Origin of the sequence: Rheinheimera mangrovi, from assembly GCF_003990335.1 — a bacterium.
Taxonomy (GTDB): Bacteria; Pseudomonadota; Gammaproteobacteria; order Enterobacterales; family Alteromonadaceae; genus Pararheinheimera; species Pararheinheimera mangrovi.
The window spans coordinates 167,385-183,774 of the sequence record NZ_CP034683.1 but is presented as its reverse complement, the minus strand read 5'-3'; the positions used below and the strand labels follow the sequence as shown (position 1 = coordinate 183,774).

Here is a 16,390-nt window from a genome sequence, read left to right as displayed (position 1 = left end):
ATATAGCAGAGCGAATGAGTTAGAAGGTTGCAGCATCAATTACATAGCGATAACGAGCGGATTTATTGACTACGCTTTCCCACGCTTCGTTAATCTGCTCTGCTTTGATCATTTGGATTTGGGGAAGTACCTTGTTGTTGGCGCAATAATTGACCATATCCTGAGTTTCTTTCATGCCACCAATCAGTGATGCATTAAAGTTAACTCGAGAAAAGGCCAGATTTAACGCACTCATTGTTACTTCTGAATTAATTGGCATACCAACTTGGGTGAAGGTGCCATAAGGTTTAACTACAGATGCATAAGCCGCAACGTTGTAATCGTAAGGAATTGTCGAGATTAAGTAATCCAGTTGACCACGATATTGGTTTAAAGCTGCAAGTTCATCATCAACAACGATTGCCTCCTTTGCTCCAAAAGCTAAAATGTCTTTCACTTTGGATGGAGATGTTGTGAACGCGTAAACTTCCGCACCTTTAGATACCGCAATTTTTACTGCCATATGACCTAAACCGCCAATGCCTGCGACGCCAACCTTCATACCAGGTTTGATATTTGCTCGCATCAAAGGAGAATAGGTTGTGATGCCAGCACACAGCAGAGGCACAGCTTCTTGAAAACTGACATTTTCCGGAATATGCACTGCAAAGTGATCTTCAACAACAATATTATTGGAATACCCGCCTTGAGAGATCCCAGTTGGTGAACGTTTATCCGGATAGCCATAGGTAAAAATAGTATCCGAATTGTATTGCTCTTCATCGTTATTATGGTGATGGTGATTATTGCCCACCATGCAACCAACACCAGCACGATCTCCAACCTTAAACTTGGTTACATTCTTACCTACGGCAGCAACGATCCCAACAATTTCGTGACCAGGCACCTGTGGGTACTGCTGTTTCCCCCAATGCCCTTTTTCTTGGTGAATGTCGGAGTGGCAAATGCTCGCGTATTTTATGTCGATAAGAATGTCGTTATCACCCACTGGACGACGTTCAAATGACCAAGGCTTAAGAATGCCTGACTCGTCAAAAGCTGCATAACCACGAGACTTTATTCTAGGATTTGCTTCACTTGCGAAGACATTAAGAGGACTAGCAAACATGGCCCCTACACCAACAGCACCGGTAATTTTGATAACCTTTCTTCTGAGATGATCGATATCGTCGCACATAGTAATTTCTCCGTACAAATTTTGCTCACGGTATTGATTCAACAGTGCAACTAATTAATTAAGGCTTAAAAGTTACGCCTTCATCAATCAATTAACTCACCTTTAAATCAATGTTATTTATGATAAATAATTGGTGTAGGCGAATACCAAGGAGCGTGATGATCACCATACGAATGCCAATTTAACAAGCGAATCCCATTTAATTAATAGCGTTTAATTTCATTTACTTGTTAAATTTATTCACAAATCTCATACTTCTAAGACATCTTGTGAGTGTTACTCTTGGCCAATCTAATGAAGAAAGTCGGGGATTTTGAATGGATGACCTAAAAGCATTCCTTGCCGTAGCAAGGCTTAACAGTTTTACTAAGGCAGCCGCAGAGTTGGGAGTTACGCCTTCAGCACTCAGTCACTTAATCAAGGCTCTCGAAAGTAAATTAGGGGTAAGGTTGTTTGCGCGAACAACCAGAAGCATTTCGCCGACGGAAGCCGGCAGGCAATTAATTGATGATTTGGCTCCACTATTTGAGAAGGTCGACGACGCAATAAAGAGACTTAGTGAGTTACGGGATAAGCCAGCGGGTCATATTCGAATTACAGGTGCAGATGATGCCATTGAGTATATTCTACGTCCTGCGCTCACACGCTTTTTGGTCAGATATCCGGACATCAGCGTAGAGGTAGGAATTGACTACGGCTTTACTGATATCGTGAAAGAGCGCTTCGATGCCGGAATTCGTCTTGGTGAAGATTTGAACAACGATATGATTGCAGTGAAAGTTAGCCCCAATTGGCGACAAATAGTTGTCGCCTCTCCCCAGTATTTAAGGACCCATCCAGTCCCTAAAAAACCTGATGACCTGCTTAAGCACAACTGTATAAATATCCGCTACTCAGAGAAAAGTGGTTTATACGCATGGGAGTTTGAAAAGGGGGATAAAAAGCTAAACCTCAAAGTAAAAGGACAATTTACTGCAAACACTAACACCCATGTCTTAAATGCCGTACTAGATGGTATTGGCATAGCCTACCTTCCAGAGTATTACGTAGAGGAATATGTTAAAGAAGAAAAGTTAGTTGCCCTCATGCTTGATTGGTGCCCTTATTTTGACGGCTATTATATTTATTACCCACATCGACGGCAGGATTCTCCAGCTTTCACAGCACTTCTTGATATTTTGAGGTATGAAGAAGCGTAAAAGTCGCGTTCCCCCCCTAGAGCAATGACAGAGTTACAGTGGACTACTGCTTAACCAAGCTAGCACAAGAAGGCACAATTAATAAAAAAACCACTTGAGTTGCCTCTAAGTGGTTAATTTAATTGGCGCCCCCATCAGGATTACTCGGCGCTTCCTGCACCTCGCCATTACAGACCGGCTTCGCCGTTCTGGTGTGTTCCAGACACACCAGGTCAGCTAATTAAAAATGCCGACTGGAGTACTGGGGCCCTGTCTAGTCAAATCTTATCTCAGGCTCAATTGCCAAGAGTCATACAGGCTGGGAATAAATCGATTAGAAAACCAATTGAATGGTTTGGTGAATCAAAACTCGCATCCGAAGTTTTCGAAATACTACTTGAAGGTTTAGTGAAGCGTAATTCTGTTTATAAATGGCTGGAGCAAGATCCAGTAGCAGCTAATTTACAAGGTTTGCCCAATCTTCATAAACCAGCAATTGAGATGCTTGATACCAAAGATGAAGCCAAACTTGTACTGGAGCACGCGAAGGCATACATCAGTTACGTTAAAGCTCGAAAATAGTTTGGTTATGACTTACCTCACAAATTTTTTTGTGAACTATGTCATAAAAACGAATGTCCGCTATAAATGAGTATCGAACATTCGGTTTTTGCACAAATTTGTCGGGCCATCGTCTGCTATTCGCTCTGAGCTGACGCTCAATTGAATGGATTGATTGCTGAAACTGGTGGTTACATGAAAGTGCAACTGGCGGTGGGTAGCCAGTGATCATGGCGGTAAATTGAGGTGACGTTTTGCATTATCGGCACGTTTAGATAGATACTCACTAGTCAATCATTAGGGCCTAGGTAACTTATCTCAGTGACAAACCAAAGATGCTCTCCAGTTGGTGTTCTAACAAGTACTTCTGAGTCTACTTCTTTTTTGAGTAAAGCCCTAGCCATTGGAGAGTCAATCGAGATGTAGTCGTTTCGGCCATAGATTTCATCTGGGCCCACGATGCGGAATTTACGAATTTCACCATACTCATTTTCAATATCGACCCAGGCACCAAAAAACACCTTACCCTCTTGAACTGGGGAGTATTCGACTACCCGAAGCACCTCTAAACGCTTTCTTAAAAAGCGGATCCTAGAGTCCAACTGCCGAAGTAATCTCTTATTCTCCTTGTAGTCGGCGTTCTCTGATCTGTCACCTAAACTCGCTGCCCAAGCGACTTTTTGCGTAATTTCAGGACGATACTCACGCCATAAGTAGTTCAATTCTTTCGTTAATTTCTCAAAACCCTCTCGGGTTATCAAATCAGTTCTCAACACAAAATCCTGTATAGTTTATAAATGCAGTAAAGCTTTGTTCAGAGCGTCCAAGGTCGCGACTGGGAAGAAAGTTTTCTGAGTGTCGATTCGCACTATACAGCCCCTTGGGCCATGTTCCAAACCTTCAATTCTGCGAAATTCATCAGATAGTAGGTACTCAAATGCTTCGCGCTCAAGATCTGTTAATCTTGAATTGGTAGAAGTTGCGCCAATGTGATCATGGATCTCAATATGCTGATCTATAGGAACCACAGCCTGAAGTAAGCGCTCTGCCTCTTTTTTTTGCGAATACAAGATATTGACCTGCAACTTAAGAACCGGATCTGTGATTGCATCAATCCAGGCTAACGTTTTAGAAACGTTGCATTTAACTTGGGCTCCGCAAGTTGTGCTTGTTACCAAAGCAAATGCAGCAATAAGAGTTTTGAAGTGATCTCCTGTCTTATTGCGAATGCTTTGCGCTGCTGGCACTCCTCTACCTTTACCTAGCCTTGCAATAGTACTGAAACTGAAATCGGTAAGGCCACGTTCTTGCTGTTCTCTACAAACCTGATAGACAGATTTTAGAGATTCAACGGTACGTTCCGAAGCATTGACGCAAAGCTGTTCCAAAACTTGTTCAGGAGTGATTGGTATCATTTTATATCTCCTATTGCAATTGGTCTGGCTCTAGCAAAGACCTTCTTAATATCGCTGGCAGTCAAATGCATATCACTGTCTAGATCCTTTAGCGTCAGCTCGCCAGAAATTAACCGGTCAATTGTTTCCCAGCTATGAATCCTTGCATACATCAACTGAGTTAGCTGATTCCCAACAGTTATCTGCTCCCGCTCACTTAACAAAAGTAAATGAGGAGTCATACCGTTATTAATCATCACTCTATCGAGAGCCTGACTCCGTTTAACTACTGCTAATTCGCTGCTACAGCTATGAAAAAGTTCAGCATTTTCACAAACTTCAGATAGCAAGCGGAATTGCGTGCTTTCTTCAAGTTCAACTTCGAAATCAATTTGCTTGGGAACAATAAGCTGCAGCTTTGTTTCGTCTGAAGTTATGTTTTGGGTGATAGCTCTGCTGTTTTGAATATGTCGATACAAGAAATTGAGATCTGTCAGGAACATATCCATCTTTTTAGCTCTGGTCTCTATTTCTGAATTAAGTTTTCTTCTTGCGGCTTGAAGTGATGCCTTTTCGGTAGCCAGCTCATGGTTAACTGCGGAGATTTTGAGGTTTTCATACTGTTGATGTGAAACAAGTTCGATTTTGTAAACAATCTCTTGAAGCTCTTTCTGCAGTTCACTATGTCGCGATGCTTGCACGCTCAATGCCAGAGTTAACTCATTGTAAAGCGCTGCTAGCCCCATTAAGAATGCAGGACCAGTAACAAAGAATCTGCAGCGTGGGCAGTTTTGTTCGCCAATGTATCCTGCAGGTACAGCGTTATAAAGGTTTGAACCAATTGCAACAACATCACCGCCACTGTTACAACTGTTACCTCCGACTGGGCAAATACCAAAATCTTTCCATAGGTAAACACTTGATGGATTTTGGTTGCTTAAGACATTTAGGATCTCTGGGTTGTTTGAAGTTAACTGCTGTCGATACTCTTCTATTCCATAATCCTCGAGGAATCGCCTCGCATTTTCCTGGGCGTTGGTAAATGCCTGTTTTTCCCCGAGTTCGACTTTTTGTCGCACCAAACCACTTTTAAGATAATACACAGACATGACTATGGAAGCATGACCGACAAGTTTCATGATTACTTCTATGGGCAAGCCAAATTCAAACGCATACGCGTTGATTAGACTAACTCGCATAGAATGCGGGGTAAAATTAGAGCAAAACCGGGATAAGGTAAGAGATTGCTCATCAGCAAGCTGCAAACCAATATCTTTAAAGTTAAGATCTTTGTATGTGGAAAGAGCTGCCTCATCACCAGCAGAAAAAAATAGCGAAGCAGCTAATCGGTCGGTGAGTCGTCCACCAAAGCTTCCTGGTTCATTGTCATACATATCTCTGAATAAAAAGCAGTTAACTCCTTTGTGCTTTCGTTGGATTTCATTCAAGTTAGTACGCTTACATTCTAACCAAGGTGTTGGTTTCGCGATTGAGTTATACTTTTGTTGCCACTTGCGTAGTTTTACAAGCCAGTAAGCAAGCTCTGTAGGCATATATGGTATAGAGTAACCCTCACCATATAATTGTGTCTTGTTTGACGTGTAGTGAACTCCAAAATCGCCATTTTCTGTTTTATATATCATTCCTTGTTTTCTGGTAAGTCCCGCATTTTTTGATGGATTCTTCAGCCAAATCAAATTTCCATGCTTGAAGTCGGGAATTTCCTCATCCATTTCACCCGAGTCGCAGTAAACTATTTGCATACCTCGCGCTGGCAACTGCATTAATGAGTAGGTATATGTCCAGAATATTGGATTCCACAAGTAAACCCTGCCACGCTCAGTTTTGATCACACAGTCTGAATCGTTGCAGTCAAGTACAGCGGGGTCTGAAATTGGAATCCAATCAGCAGCAAATTTGTGTAGGTGATTTAAGTCACCGTACGAGGTAGCTTTCAACGCGGAATCAACTGGAAAAATCCAATCTCGACCTGCCTTCACAAACTGATAGGGCAATGCTGGTTTGGCCGTCTCATTGACTGTTGGTACGTATTGCTCGTCATCAAAGTTGATGTGTTTAAAGGGGTTAGCTGCGTTTTTTATTCGCAGGATTTCTCCTGTATGTTCATCTTCAATAGTTAGATCCGTCTGAATAATCCAATCTAAAAATTCATTTATTGAATATAGTTGCCGTTTTTTCTTCTTGACAGATAGTTGGTTAAGTAAATCAATTAACGGTTTAATATTTACTTTAGTTCTGACGAGGAAATCATGAGGTGAGTAATCAAGCTTTTCCGCCTGAATATACTCTCGTACGAATTGGCACAGCTCTTGTTGCTTTGTTGTAGAACCACGAGCCTGTTTGAGAAACTCAGTTATACAAATTGCCCATGGTTTCCATTCACTCTCGAAATACCTTGTTTGATATGGTCTAGGTTTTCCGAAGAAATCATATGTATTAGTCCAGCCTGATTTCTCATATGTTTCAAACGGTGAAGATGGTATTCTAGGATCACAAGCTTCTGCTCTATATTTTTTATAATCTCCTAAGTTCTGGCATCCCGCGCTTCTGATCAAGCTCACTAAGTGAGAATATTCATAAGGAATCGGTATATCTAGTAATTCATACCAGTCACTCCAGTTATCGAGTCGTTCTGGATGTGAAGGAAGTAGTTTTGTCTGTTTTCTAGCCTCCCTATATTGCTGTGAGTCTTTTATTTGTAGAACTTTACAAGCCTGCTTAAGTTGCTGAACTGTCGATATTGTGTCTGGCAAGCACGTATCTATCCATGATTTCCATTCTGACGCATAGTAAACGTCAGGCGCTCTAGGTAATCTGGGATCTTCTTTATATTTTCGGTAATAATCGGAGCTAGATATTATACTTAAGCGCAAAATTGCTTGGCGAGCATCCGCTAACGAACTATAAAAATAGGCTTTATTTTTACCTAAAAAGTGATGCCACCCTTGCCATTCATCCTTGTAATATTCTCTTGGATTTATTGGTAAACGAGCATCTTCTTTGCAACGATTAAAATAATCTCTACCGGATATTATTAGAAGCTTATGTGCTGCGAGACTTGCGTCAGATAATATACTATAAAATTTAGGCTTTTTTTTCTGCAGAAAATGATGCCAACCTAACCATTCGTTTTTATAAGATAGATTTGGATGAGCAGGTAGACGGTTGTCCTCTTTGTATCGCATGTGATATTCGTTACTCGACTGAATTTTCAGCCTGAACGATGCATCGCTTGCTTCTACTAAACTTGTATAAGGCGTTGCTTTATCTAAGAAATCACGCCAACCTAGCCATTCGTCCTTATAAACAAGATCAAGAGACGAAGGCAACCGAACATCTTTTTTATAATTCTTGTAATATTCTGTACTTGTCTTAATGCCTAGTTGTTCAGTTGCTTTCTTCACTTCAGATAACGTACTATAAAAACTCGCTTTTGAATCACGAAAAAAATCATTCCAACTACACCATTCATTTTTGTAGATATCGCTGAGCCGTGATGGTAATCGAGCGTCCTCCTTGTACCTCCTACCATAATCGGTACTGTTTTTAATGCCCATCCCTAGAACTGCTTCGCGTGCCTCAGCTAGCGTTTTATAGAATGTTTTACTGTCTTTGCCTAAGAATTTTAGCCAACCGGACCATTCATGTTTATATGTATCTCCTGGAGAAGAAGGTAAGCGAGCATCCTCTTTGTATCGCCGATTATACTCAGTACAAGACCCTATACCGAGTCGAAGAGCTGATAGACTGGCCTCGGCTAAAGAACTGTAAAATGGGACTTTTTCTCTAAGAAAAAAATGGTCCCAACCAAGCCATTCTCCTTGATACGTTGCAGCGGGATTGGCGGGTAGGTAGGGATCACTTTTATACTTTCTTTTATATTCTGTAGTGGTTGTTGTACCAAGCCTAAGCGCAGCTTGCTGCGCTCCAGCCAATGTGCTGTAAAATCTGGAGTCCGGAATACCTAAGAAGTCAGCCCAATGCAGCCAATCGGACTGATATGCTCTAGTTGGTTGTGATGGCAAAAGCTTGTCTTCGTTATATCTTCTTTGGTATTCAGTCTTTGATTGAATACCAAGTCGACGGACGGCTTGCTTAGCTTCTCCCATAGTTGCATAGCATGTGTGGTTGTCTTTACCGAGAAAATGACGCCACCCAACCCATTCACTCGCATAAACTCGGTCAGGGAAGGCTGGCAAATATGAGTCTTCTCCGAATCTTTTGGAGTACTCTTTTTTAGACCTGACATTCATTCGAATTACTACATTCATGCATTCAGAGAGCGTCGGATAAATCGGGTGTGTTTGTGTCAACATCGAATTCGCCTGATTTTATCTCTTACTTCAGATTCAGTTGGCTTGATGTAAACCAAGCAGCTCTCTGGGCTTTTGTGGTGCATGGCTTTCTGTATTTCTATTTGTGAAAAGCCAGCTTCAGCCAAACGATAACCATAAGAATGACGGTGCCCATGAGGCGATAACCCATCATGTTTAGCTATTTTGAGACCTATACGGCTTAGAGCAACTTGATACTTTTTTATAAAATTTCTCTTTGTATCCGGCCTTCCCGAACTATTAGATATCAAATACGGATGATTAATTTCTGGCAGATTATTCAGATAAAGTTGCAGATATTGTGTAAAAAGCTGTGCTGCAGTTTCTGGAAAAAAGAGGACAGTAAAGGAATAGTCTTTGTTTGTTAGTAGTGGATTCTTCCAACCTGAATAGAGTGTGTGGGTTCTGTGATAATCGTTTCTTGGTTGCATCCGATACTTAGTGATTAAATATTGCCTACGATTTCCGAATAGGGGATCCGGGCTTGCTCCTGCGCTCGGGTGAAAAACCTTTACGGTTGATGCCTGAGTTGAAAGATTTATCGAAATATCATGAGTAAAAATTTGGAAACATTCAGATAACCGAAGTCCCCCAAAGTGCATCAACAGTAAAATTAATATGCTGCCATAGTCAGCAGAGCCATCTTGATGCTGGAAGCCATACTTTAATAATTTCCCAAACACTTCCTCTGGAAATCGGAAAACTGACTCGATCTGAATTAACGGATTTGCCAGGGAGTGAACAGACCTTACCCTTCTCATCTGTTCTTTATCCGGCTGATACAAATAATTAAGAAAGCAGTTTGCTGACCGACGATAATAAGCGCACCACAGCATTTTTTCTTCAGCGGTAGTGGCTTTTCTCCACGGATTTAACTTTGGTAAATCTTGTCCATTTACTTCATCCAGATAATCGCAATAGGCATTAATATGGCCAAGTAAGGTATTTGAGTCATCTACTCGACGTGCCAACCAATAAAGTGCTGTTTGATCTGTTCCATCGGTCTCAATAGTGCCAAAGCAAAGGCAGTTAACAAAGGAACGAAGTAACTCTGTAGCGGAGACTGCGTGATTTTGTTGCGTTTGTATAAAGCGTAGTAAAAGCTCAACTGCAAAAGCGCTCCTCTCATGCCAAGAAGGTGATTTATAACGGTTCCGTTCTAAAAAACGAAGGTGAGATAACAACAAACCTGAATGAGTAAAAATTGCATGCACTATGAGGGGTTTGCTGGAATCATAGGCTCGATATCTAACTCTGCGCTTAATTACGTATTCCATCTGCAACAAAAGCCGATGAGTATTAGTTATAGTTATATAGTTTATGGCTCTATTAACTGCAAATATCAGTTAGAATTAGGTAAAAATAGCGTAGATCGGCGATATCACCTGCTTAATAGTATGTAAAACATAGTGGTACTAATATCAATACAACAAGAAACTGCTACGAGAAATAGACAGAAGAGTCCGGTATTTACGTAAACGCTTAGAAGTCATCAAAGTTGTGGATTATTCACCTGAGCAAAATGGCCGGGTGTTTTTTGGTGCCTGGGTTGAAATTGAAAACAGCGAAGGTGAACAACTGACCTTTCGTATTGTTGGGCCTGATGAAATTTATGGCCGCAATGATTACATTTCGATAGATGCACCTATGGCCCGTGCTTTGATCAAAAAACAAGTAGATGATGAAGTGCAAGTGCCCACCCCCACCGGAATGAAAGAATGGTGGATTAACAAAATCTGGTATCCACAAGCCAAAAGCTAAGGTGTGTTATGTATCAGCAAGTATTGAGTCAACAACAGCAGTATTTTGCCAGCGGCGTGACTAAAGATCTGAACTGGCGTAAACAACAACTAAAACAGCTTCAGTTGTTACTGAGTACACATGAAAGCGAGCTATTACACGCCTTGCAACAGGACCTGGGAAAACCAGCCTTTGAAGCACTGTTGAGTGAAATCAATTACCTGCACACCGACATTAAACACTGCCTTAAAAAACTAACCAGTTGGGCCAGACCTCGCAGGGTTGGCACTGGGCTTCGCACTTTTCCTGCTATGGCTTTTATTCAGCCTGAACCTTATGGGTCAGTGCTTATTATCAGCGCCTGGAATTACCCGTTGCAGCTGGCCTTAGCGCCTTTAGTTGCTGTGTTATCTGCCGGTAACTGTGCTGTGGTAAAACCCTCAGAATTAGCGCCTGCTACATCAGCCATAATTGCTCGCCTGCTGCCTTTGTATCTGGATAAAGAAGCTGTAGTAGTAATTGAAGGCGGCGTAGCAGAGACCACAGAATTATTGAAGTTGCCTTTTGACCATATTATGTACACAGGCAACGGCCAGGTCGGCAAAATTGTATTACGCGCCGCTGCCGAACATTTAACGCCAGTGACTTTAGAACTGGGTGGCAAAAGCCCGGTTTATGTCGACAGCAGTGCAGATTTAAAACTGACAGCACAGCGTATCGCCTGGGGTAAATGGCTCAATGCAGGCCAAACCTGTATAGCACCGGATTATATTCTGGCGCATAAAGATATTGCCCAGGCTTTGGCTGAAGAAATTAAGGCGCAGTTACACCAGATGTATGGTGATGATCCTAAACTTAGCCCTGACTATGGCCGCATTATTAATCTACGCCATTTGCAGCGGGTGCGAAGTTATCTGGATGGCCTTGATGTTTATTGTGGTGGTGTGGTGGATGAAGAGCAGCTGTATTTCAGCCCTACGTTAGTGTTGGACCCGCCGCTTGATAGCCGCCTGATGACGGAAGAAATTTTTGGTCCTGTACTCCCTCTACTCCCTATAAGTAGTTTTGATGCAGCTGTACGTTTTGTGCAAAAGCGCGATAAGCCGCTGTCGGCCTATTTGTTCAGTAATAACAGCACGCAGCAACAGCAGTGGGTAGAGCAAATCAGCTGTGGCAGTCAGTGTATTAACGATGTGCTGATGTTTATGGCTGTGTCTGAACTTCCTTTTGGTGGCGTAGGTCCGAGTGGCATGGGCCAGTATTCTGGCAAAGCAGGTTTTGAGCAGTTTAGTCATTTGAAGTCTGTACTAAAACGTCCACTCTGGCCTGAGCCGCCTGTGCGTTTTGCGCCATATGCAGACTGGAAACGTAAAGTGCTTGGCTGGTTAAGCTAGCCATTCAGTGCAGAGTACGGACGCTTCAGCGTTTTGCTATTGGATTTTTTAGCCCTAACAGTGGACAATTGCCGCAGTTGATAAGAACCAGTCTGGCTTTTACTTGGTGTAAGGTCGCCAGATGCTAAGGAAGCTTTAAGTTATGTCTATGATCATTAAACAAATTGCTCTGGAAATTTCCGCACGCCCAGAGCAGGTTGCCGCAGCTATACAGCTGATGGATGAAGGCGCTACTGTGCCTTTTATCGCCCGTTACCGTAAAGAAGTGACAGGTGGCCTGGATGATACCCAGCTGCGTAACCTGGATGTACGTTTAACTTATTTACGTGAACTGGAAGACAGACGTCAGGTCATTATCAAAACCATAGATGAACAAGGCAAACTGACACCAGAGTTAAAACAGGAATTATTGGCAGCTGACAATAAAACCCGTTTAGAAGATTTGTATTTGCCTTACAAAGCCAAACGCCGCACTAAAGGTCAGATAGCCATTGAAGCAGGTTTAGAACCTTTAGCTGACGCTTTATTTAACAACCCAACTTTAGTGCCTGAGCAACAAGCGGCCAGCTATTTAAATGTAGAAGCGGGTTTTGCTGATACCAAAGCTGTGCTGGATGGCGTGAAATACATTCTGATGGAACGTTTTGCTGAAGATGCTGCTTTACTGGCGAAATTACGTCGTCATTTAAGCCAGAACGCTGTGCTGAAAAGCAGCATGGTGGCAGGAAAAGAGCAGGAAGGCGCTAAGTTTCGCGATTATTTTGAACACAAAGAAACTTTTAAAACAGTGCCGTCCCACCGCGCTTTGGCGATGTTCCGTGGCCGCAATGAAGGTATTTTAAACCTGCAATTGCAACCTGATGCCGACGACGCTTCTGCTCATGCCATCTGTGAGCAAATGATCGCCAATCATTTTGATATCCGCCAGCAAGGCCGTGCTGCAGATGATTTTCTGCGTACTGTTGTGCAATGGACCTGGAAAGTAAAATTACACCTGCATTTAGAAAATGACTTGTTAGGCGAATTGCGTGAGCAAGCGGAAGAAGAAGCCATTAAAGTATTTGCCCGTAACTTAAAAGACTTATTAATGGCAGCTCCTGCCGGTATGCGTGCGACCCTGGCGCTGGACCCGGGTTTACGTACTGGTGTAAAAGTCACGGCTATTGATGAAACCGGCAAGCTGGTGGACCAGACCACTATATTCCCTCATGCGCCACAAAATCACTGGGACAAATCAGTCCGCACTTTAGCTGCTTTAGCTAAACAACATAAAATTGAGTTAATCGCTATTGGTAACGGTACAGCTTCACGCGAAACCGACAAGTTAGCGGCCGATGTGATCAAACTGCTGCCAGAACAAAATATCAGCAAAATTATGGTGTCTGAAGCCGGCGCTTCGGTGTATTCAGCCTCAGAACTGGCTTCACAGGAATTCCCGGATCTGGATGTATCCTTACGCGGCGCTGTCTCTATAGGCCGTCGCTTACAAGACCCGCTGGCTGAGCTGGTGAAAGTGGAGCCTAAAGCTATAGGTGTCGGGCAGTACCAACATGACGTCAACCAAAGCTTGCTGGCTAAGTCACTGGACGCAGTAGTCGAAGACTGCGTAAACGCCGTAGGTGTCGATTTAAATATGGCCTCAGTGCCTTTATTGGCTCGTGTAGCTGGTTTAAACAAAACGCTGGCGCAAAACATTGTGGTGTACCGCGATACCCATGGTCGCTTCCAGCAGCGCAAAGATCTTCTGAAAGTAGCCCGTTTAGGCCCTAAAGCCTACGAACAGGCGGCAGGTTTCCTGCGTATCAACAAAGGCTCGGATCCGTTGGACTCCTCTTCAGTTCACCCGGAAGCTTATCCTTTAGTGGAAAAAATCCTGGCGAAATTTGGTCAGCCTATTGAGCAATTGCTGGGCAACAGTGCTTTCTTAAAAAGCCTGAACCCCGCTGACTTTGTTGATGAACATTTTGGTTTGCCTACAGTAGAAGACGTCATCAAAGAGCTGGATAAACCGGGCCGTGACCCACGCCCTGAGTTTAAAACAGCTGTGTTTAAAGATGGCGTAGAAACCATGGCCGACTTAAAGCCAGGCATGTTGCTGGAAGGCGTTGTTACCAACGTCACCAACTTTGGTGCTTTTGTGGATATCGGCGTGCACCAGGACGGCTTAGTGCATATTTCATCTTTAACTGACAAGTTTGTCTCAGATCCGCATCAAGTGGTAAAAGCTGGCGATATCGTCAAAGTGAAAGTGCTGGAAGTCGAACTGGATCGTAAACGTATAGCGCTAACAATGCGAATGGACGAACAACCTGCAGTGAAAGGTGCTGGCGGCGCAGGAAAAGATGCACCACGTGCTTCTGGAGCAAATCAGAGCAGACCGGCGAAAGCCGCAAAAACTCCTGAAACTCCAAATGCAGCCATGGGCGACGCTTTTGCTCAGGCCTTTGCCAAAATGAAGAAGTAATTCGCGTTTTTGAAAAAATAAAGGCCGGGAATTCCCGGCCTTTATTTTTAAGATTTGGATTAAGCCATTTGCAATAAAGGCCGCTGTGCCGGTTGGGTTGCTTTAGCGTAAAAACCTGAAATCACATCAGAGCGCAGCGACATTAAAGGGTCACGTTGCAGGGATTTAAAATCGGCAGGAGCAAAATCATTGGCCTCGTTATTCACTGGCGCTTCGTAGGGCTCCCACTCTGCAGCATCAGAGGAAGCCGTTTGTGTTGTTTTAGCGGGACTTGTTGTCGCCGCCTTCGCAATTTCTGCGGCCAAATCGGCCTGAGCTTCCATTAAAGTGCGACTGGCCTGAGCTGCTACAGAGCGATCTGCACTTGACGGTTCAGCCGGCGCCAAAGCTGCAGCTTTGACTTGCTGCATTTTTTGAATGGTAGCCCGTGGATCATTTGGTACTTCAGACACATCAATACGGACTTCACCGCCAGTCGCATATTGCTGACCATCAGGACCCGTTTCGTATTCGTAGCTTGGAGCACCGGCATACTGGCCACCTAAGGCTGCATGCGCCTGTTCGTGAACTTTAACTTCCTGATCACGGGCTTTTAATTCAGCAATGGTTTTCTGTTCAGTCTGTTCTTCTTTTTGCTGCTGCGGGTCGTCTTTTTCCTGCTCAGAGGCACTTTGTTTTTCTTGCTCAGAACCAGATTGCGGGTCTTTTTCAACTACAGCCTGGCGGTATTCCAGACCTTTAGTTTTTACATCTTCATAAGTGATTGGAGCAGAACTGTTGCCGTTGCGGCTCTTTTCGTCGGCCATCAGGCCTTTTTCAGCAGCGGAGCGTTCCATAGCTGCAACAGGTTCAATAACTTCACGGCGCAGGTTATCGCGCCGGGCCATATCCATGGCCGGATTACCAGTGTGCAATGGCACATTTGGGTAATTTGAAGTCAGTAACATAAAGTTTAGTTACACCCTTAAATCGATAATTGAACCCAACATTTCGTCCGCAGTTTTTATAGACTTCATATTGGCTTCAGCGTTAATTTGTTCATTCGCTAATGTCACCAGACTTTGCTCTATCGATGGGCCAGTACTTGGCTCAACCGGAGTTTCCAGTGCACGCTGATTACTGCTTTGGGCAGTTTGCTGATTTATATTTACGCTCGCTTCAGTCACAGCGTCTGATGCGCGCTGAAAGCCCTGAAAACCGCTCGTAAAGGCTGAACTGATTTCCATCATGACCTCGTTGACTAATGAAACAGAGTAATTTAACTGGATAATTATTAGCCATTTTTCGACAAAACAAAAGCCTGACGGCAATTATTTGCCGCCAAAATGCAGATTTTTCTAATTTAGTTAAGATTTATGCGGATAGGTGTGGCTGTAACAGGGAAATAAACTCCTGTTGATGAGAGATAAAAGGTGCATGCGAGGCTTTTGGCAGTATCCCTATCTGTAAATCAGGCCGTAGATTTTGTAATAAAGGGGCTATAGCAACAGGAACTAAGGAGTCCAAACGCCCTAAAATGCTAAAAACCGGCTGCGTTAAAGCGGCAAACTCTTGCCGCAAATCCAAAGTCGCCAATAACTCCAGTCCACCTTGTAAAGCTGTGGCTGATGGCAAAGCTAAACTCAATACGGCTTGTTTTAATGGTTTAATATCCTGCCGCGCTGTGCTGCTGCCCATGGCCTGAATCGCCAGAAAACGCTCCACTGTTAAAGCCAGATCCCGCTGCAACTGTCCTGCAAATTGCTGCATCACCCGGCTTTCCATGCCAGGCCAGTTGTCTTTTGCCATAAAGCAGGGCGAACTGGCAATTAAACCCAGTTTTTTCACTTTATCCGGATAACGGCTGGCTAAGGCTATGGCTAGTAAGCCCCCTAAAGACCATCCAACCACAGTGCTTTGATCCGGGATTTGTTCAGCAAGTTGGGCCAAGACGCTATCGATATCATAAGAAACCGGACAAGGAGATAAACCAAAACCAGGTAAATCAGGCGTATGAATAGTTAACTCTGCCGGCAAGGCCAACACAAGCTGCGACCAGACCTGATGGTTTAAACCCCATCCATGCAACAACACCACTGGGTTTTGGCTAAATTTTATTTGTTCGCTCATCCGCTCGACCATACTTGT

At 43.4% G+C, this 16,390-nt stretch carries 13 protein-coding genes; 5 read left to right on the top strand and 8 right to left on the bottom strand.

Annotated features, from left to right (window positions below; all coding sequences use genetic code 11):
• Positions 1 to 19 precede the first annotated feature (19 nt).
• Positions 20 to 1,177, bottom strand: a complete 1,158-nt coding sequence (locus EK374_RS00845; RefSeq protein WP_127019285.1) for an NAD(P)-dependent alcohol dehydrogenase — start codon at positions 1,175 to 1,177, stop codon at positions 20 to 22.
• 317 nt (positions 1,178 to 1,494) lie between these two features.
• On the opposite strand from EK374_RS00845, the gene EK374_RS00840 reads away from it, so the two are divergent.
• A complete protein-coding gene (locus EK374_RS00840) occupies positions 1,495 to 2,376 on the top strand; it encodes a LysR family transcriptional regulator (protein ID WP_127019283.1) in 882 nt (293 codons plus the stop codon).
• Between the two features lie 279 nt (positions 2,377 to 2,655).
• The gene (locus EK374_RS00835) at positions 2,656 to 2,937 is read left to right on the top strand and encodes a hypothetical protein (protein ID WP_127019281.1); all 282 of its coding nucleotides are present in this window, start codon (positions 2,656 to 2,658) and stop codon (positions 2,935 to 2,937) included.
• 269 nt (positions 2,938 to 3,206) lie between these two features.
• Here the strand turns inward: EK374_RS00835 and greB are convergent, their stop codons facing one another.
• The 4 genes from greB to gmtY are packed head-to-tail and all read right to left on the bottom strand — an operon-like array spanning position 3,207 to position 9,942.
• On the bottom strand, positions 3,207 to 3,692 hold the full coding sequence (gene greB, locus EK374_RS00830; RefSeq protein WP_233280302.1) for a transcription elongation factor GreB: 486 nt from the start codon (positions 3,690 to 3,692) through the stop codon (positions 3,207 to 3,209).
• 15 nt (positions 3,693 to 3,707) lie between these two features.
• Positions 3,708 to 4,331, bottom strand: a complete 624-nt coding sequence (gmtX, locus tag EK374_RS00825) for a gamma-mobile-trio protein GmtX (protein ID WP_127019277.1) — start codon at positions 4,329 to 4,331, stop codon at positions 3,708 to 3,710.
• On the bottom strand, positions 4,328 to 8,647 hold the full coding sequence (gene gmtZ, locus EK374_RS00820) for a gamma-mobile-trio integrase GmtZ (protein ID WP_206099259.1): 4,320 nt from the start codon (positions 8,645 to 8,647) through the stop codon (positions 4,328 to 4,330). Before gmtZ ends, gmtX begins: the two co-directional genes overlap by 4 nt.
• On the bottom strand, positions 8,641 to 9,942 hold the full coding sequence (gene gmtY, locus EK374_RS00815; protein ID WP_127019275.1) for a gamma-mobile-trio recombinase GmtY: 1,302 nt from the start codon (positions 9,940 to 9,942) through the stop codon (positions 8,641 to 8,643). The genes gmtZ and gmtY overlap by 7 nt, the downstream gene beginning before the upstream one ends.
• A gap of 223 nt (positions 9,943 to 10,165) precedes the next feature.
• On the opposite strand from gmtY, the gene EK374_RS00810 reads away from it, so the two are divergent.
• From EK374_RS00810 to EK374_RS00800, 3 genes are all read left to right on the top strand, one after another.
• Complete coding sequence (locus EK374_RS00810; protein ID WP_233280301.1) at positions 10,166 to 10,426, top strand: GreA/GreB family elongation factor; 261 nt, start codon at positions 10,166 to 10,168, stop codon at positions 10,424 to 10,426.
• A gap of 8 nt (positions 10,427 to 10,434) precedes the next feature.
• On the top strand, positions 10,435 to 11,799 hold the full coding sequence (locus EK374_RS00805; RefSeq protein WP_127019273.1) for an aldehyde dehydrogenase family protein: 1,365 nt from the start codon (positions 10,435 to 10,437) through the stop codon (positions 11,797 to 11,799).
• A 142-nt stretch (positions 11,800 to 11,941) separates the two neighbouring features.
• The gene (locus EK374_RS00800) at positions 11,942 to 14,263 is read left to right on the top strand and encodes a Tex family protein (RefSeq protein ID WP_127019271.1); all 2,322 of its coding nucleotides are present in this window, start codon (positions 11,942 to 11,944) and stop codon (positions 14,261 to 14,263) included.
• A 59-nt stretch (positions 14,264 to 14,322) separates the two neighbouring features.
• Here EK374_RS00800 and EK374_RS00795 read toward each other — a convergent pair whose 3' ends face one another.
• The 3 genes from EK374_RS00795 to bioH all read right to left on the bottom strand — a co-directional run bounded on the left by EK374_RS00795 (position 14,323) and on the right by bioH (position 16,372).
• Complete coding sequence (locus EK374_RS00795) at positions 14,323 to 15,210, bottom strand: putative metalloprotease CJM1_0395 family protein (protein WP_127019269.1); 888 nt, start codon at positions 15,208 to 15,210, stop codon at positions 14,323 to 14,325.
• Between the two features lie 9 nt (positions 15,211 to 15,219).
• On the bottom strand, positions 15,220 to 15,489 hold the full coding sequence (locus tag EK374_RS00790; protein ID WP_127026400.1) for a flagellar hook-basal body protein: 270 nt from the start codon (positions 15,487 to 15,489) through the stop codon (positions 15,220 to 15,222).
• 127 nt (positions 15,490 to 15,616) lie between these two features.
• Positions 15,617 to 16,372: a pimeloyl-ACP methyl ester esterase BioH gene (bioH, locus tag EK374_RS00785; protein WP_127019267.1), complete on the bottom strand. Its 756-nt coding sequence runs from the start codon at positions 16,370 to 16,372 to the stop codon at positions 15,617 to 15,619.
• Between the last annotated feature and the right edge of the window lie 18 nt (positions 16,373 to 16,390).

Coding starts and splice junctions, on each gene's coding strand:
- EK374_RS00845 (WP_127019285.1), bottom strand. CDS start 1,177: ATGTGCGACGATATCGATCATCTCAGAAGAAAGGTTATCAAAATTACC.
- EK374_RS00840 (WP_127019283.1), top strand. CDS start 1,495: ATGGATGACCTAAAAGCATTCCTTGCCGTAGCAAGGCTTAACAGTTTT.
- gmtX (WP_127019277.1), bottom strand. CDS start 4,331: ATGATACCAATCACTCCTGAACAAGTTTTGGAACAGCTTTGCGTCAAT.
- gmtZ (WP_206099259.1), bottom strand. CDS start 8,647: ATGTTGACACAAACACACCCGATTTATCCGACGCTCTCTGAATGCATG.
- gmtY (WP_127019275.1), bottom strand. CDS start 9,942: ATGGAATACGTAATTAAGCGCAGAGTTAGATATCGAGCCTATGATTCC.
- EK374_RS00805 (WP_127019273.1), top strand. CDS start 10,435: ATGTATCAGCAAGTATTGAGTCAACAACAGCAGTATTTTGCCAGCGGC.
- EK374_RS00800 (WP_127019271.1), top strand. CDS start 11,942: ATGTCTATGATCATTAAACAAATTGCTCTGGAAATTTCCGCACGCCCA.
- EK374_RS00795 (WP_127019269.1), bottom strand. CDS start 15,210: ATGTTACTGACTTCAAATTACCCAAATGTGCCATTGCACACTGGTAAT.
- EK374_RS00790 (WP_127026400.1), bottom strand. CDS start 15,489: ATGGAAATCAGTTCAGCCTTTACGAGCGGTTTTCAGGGCTTTCAGCGC.
- bioH (WP_127019267.1), bottom strand. CDS start 16,372: ATGAGCGAACAAATAAAATTTAGCCAAAACCCAGTGGTGTTGTTGCAT.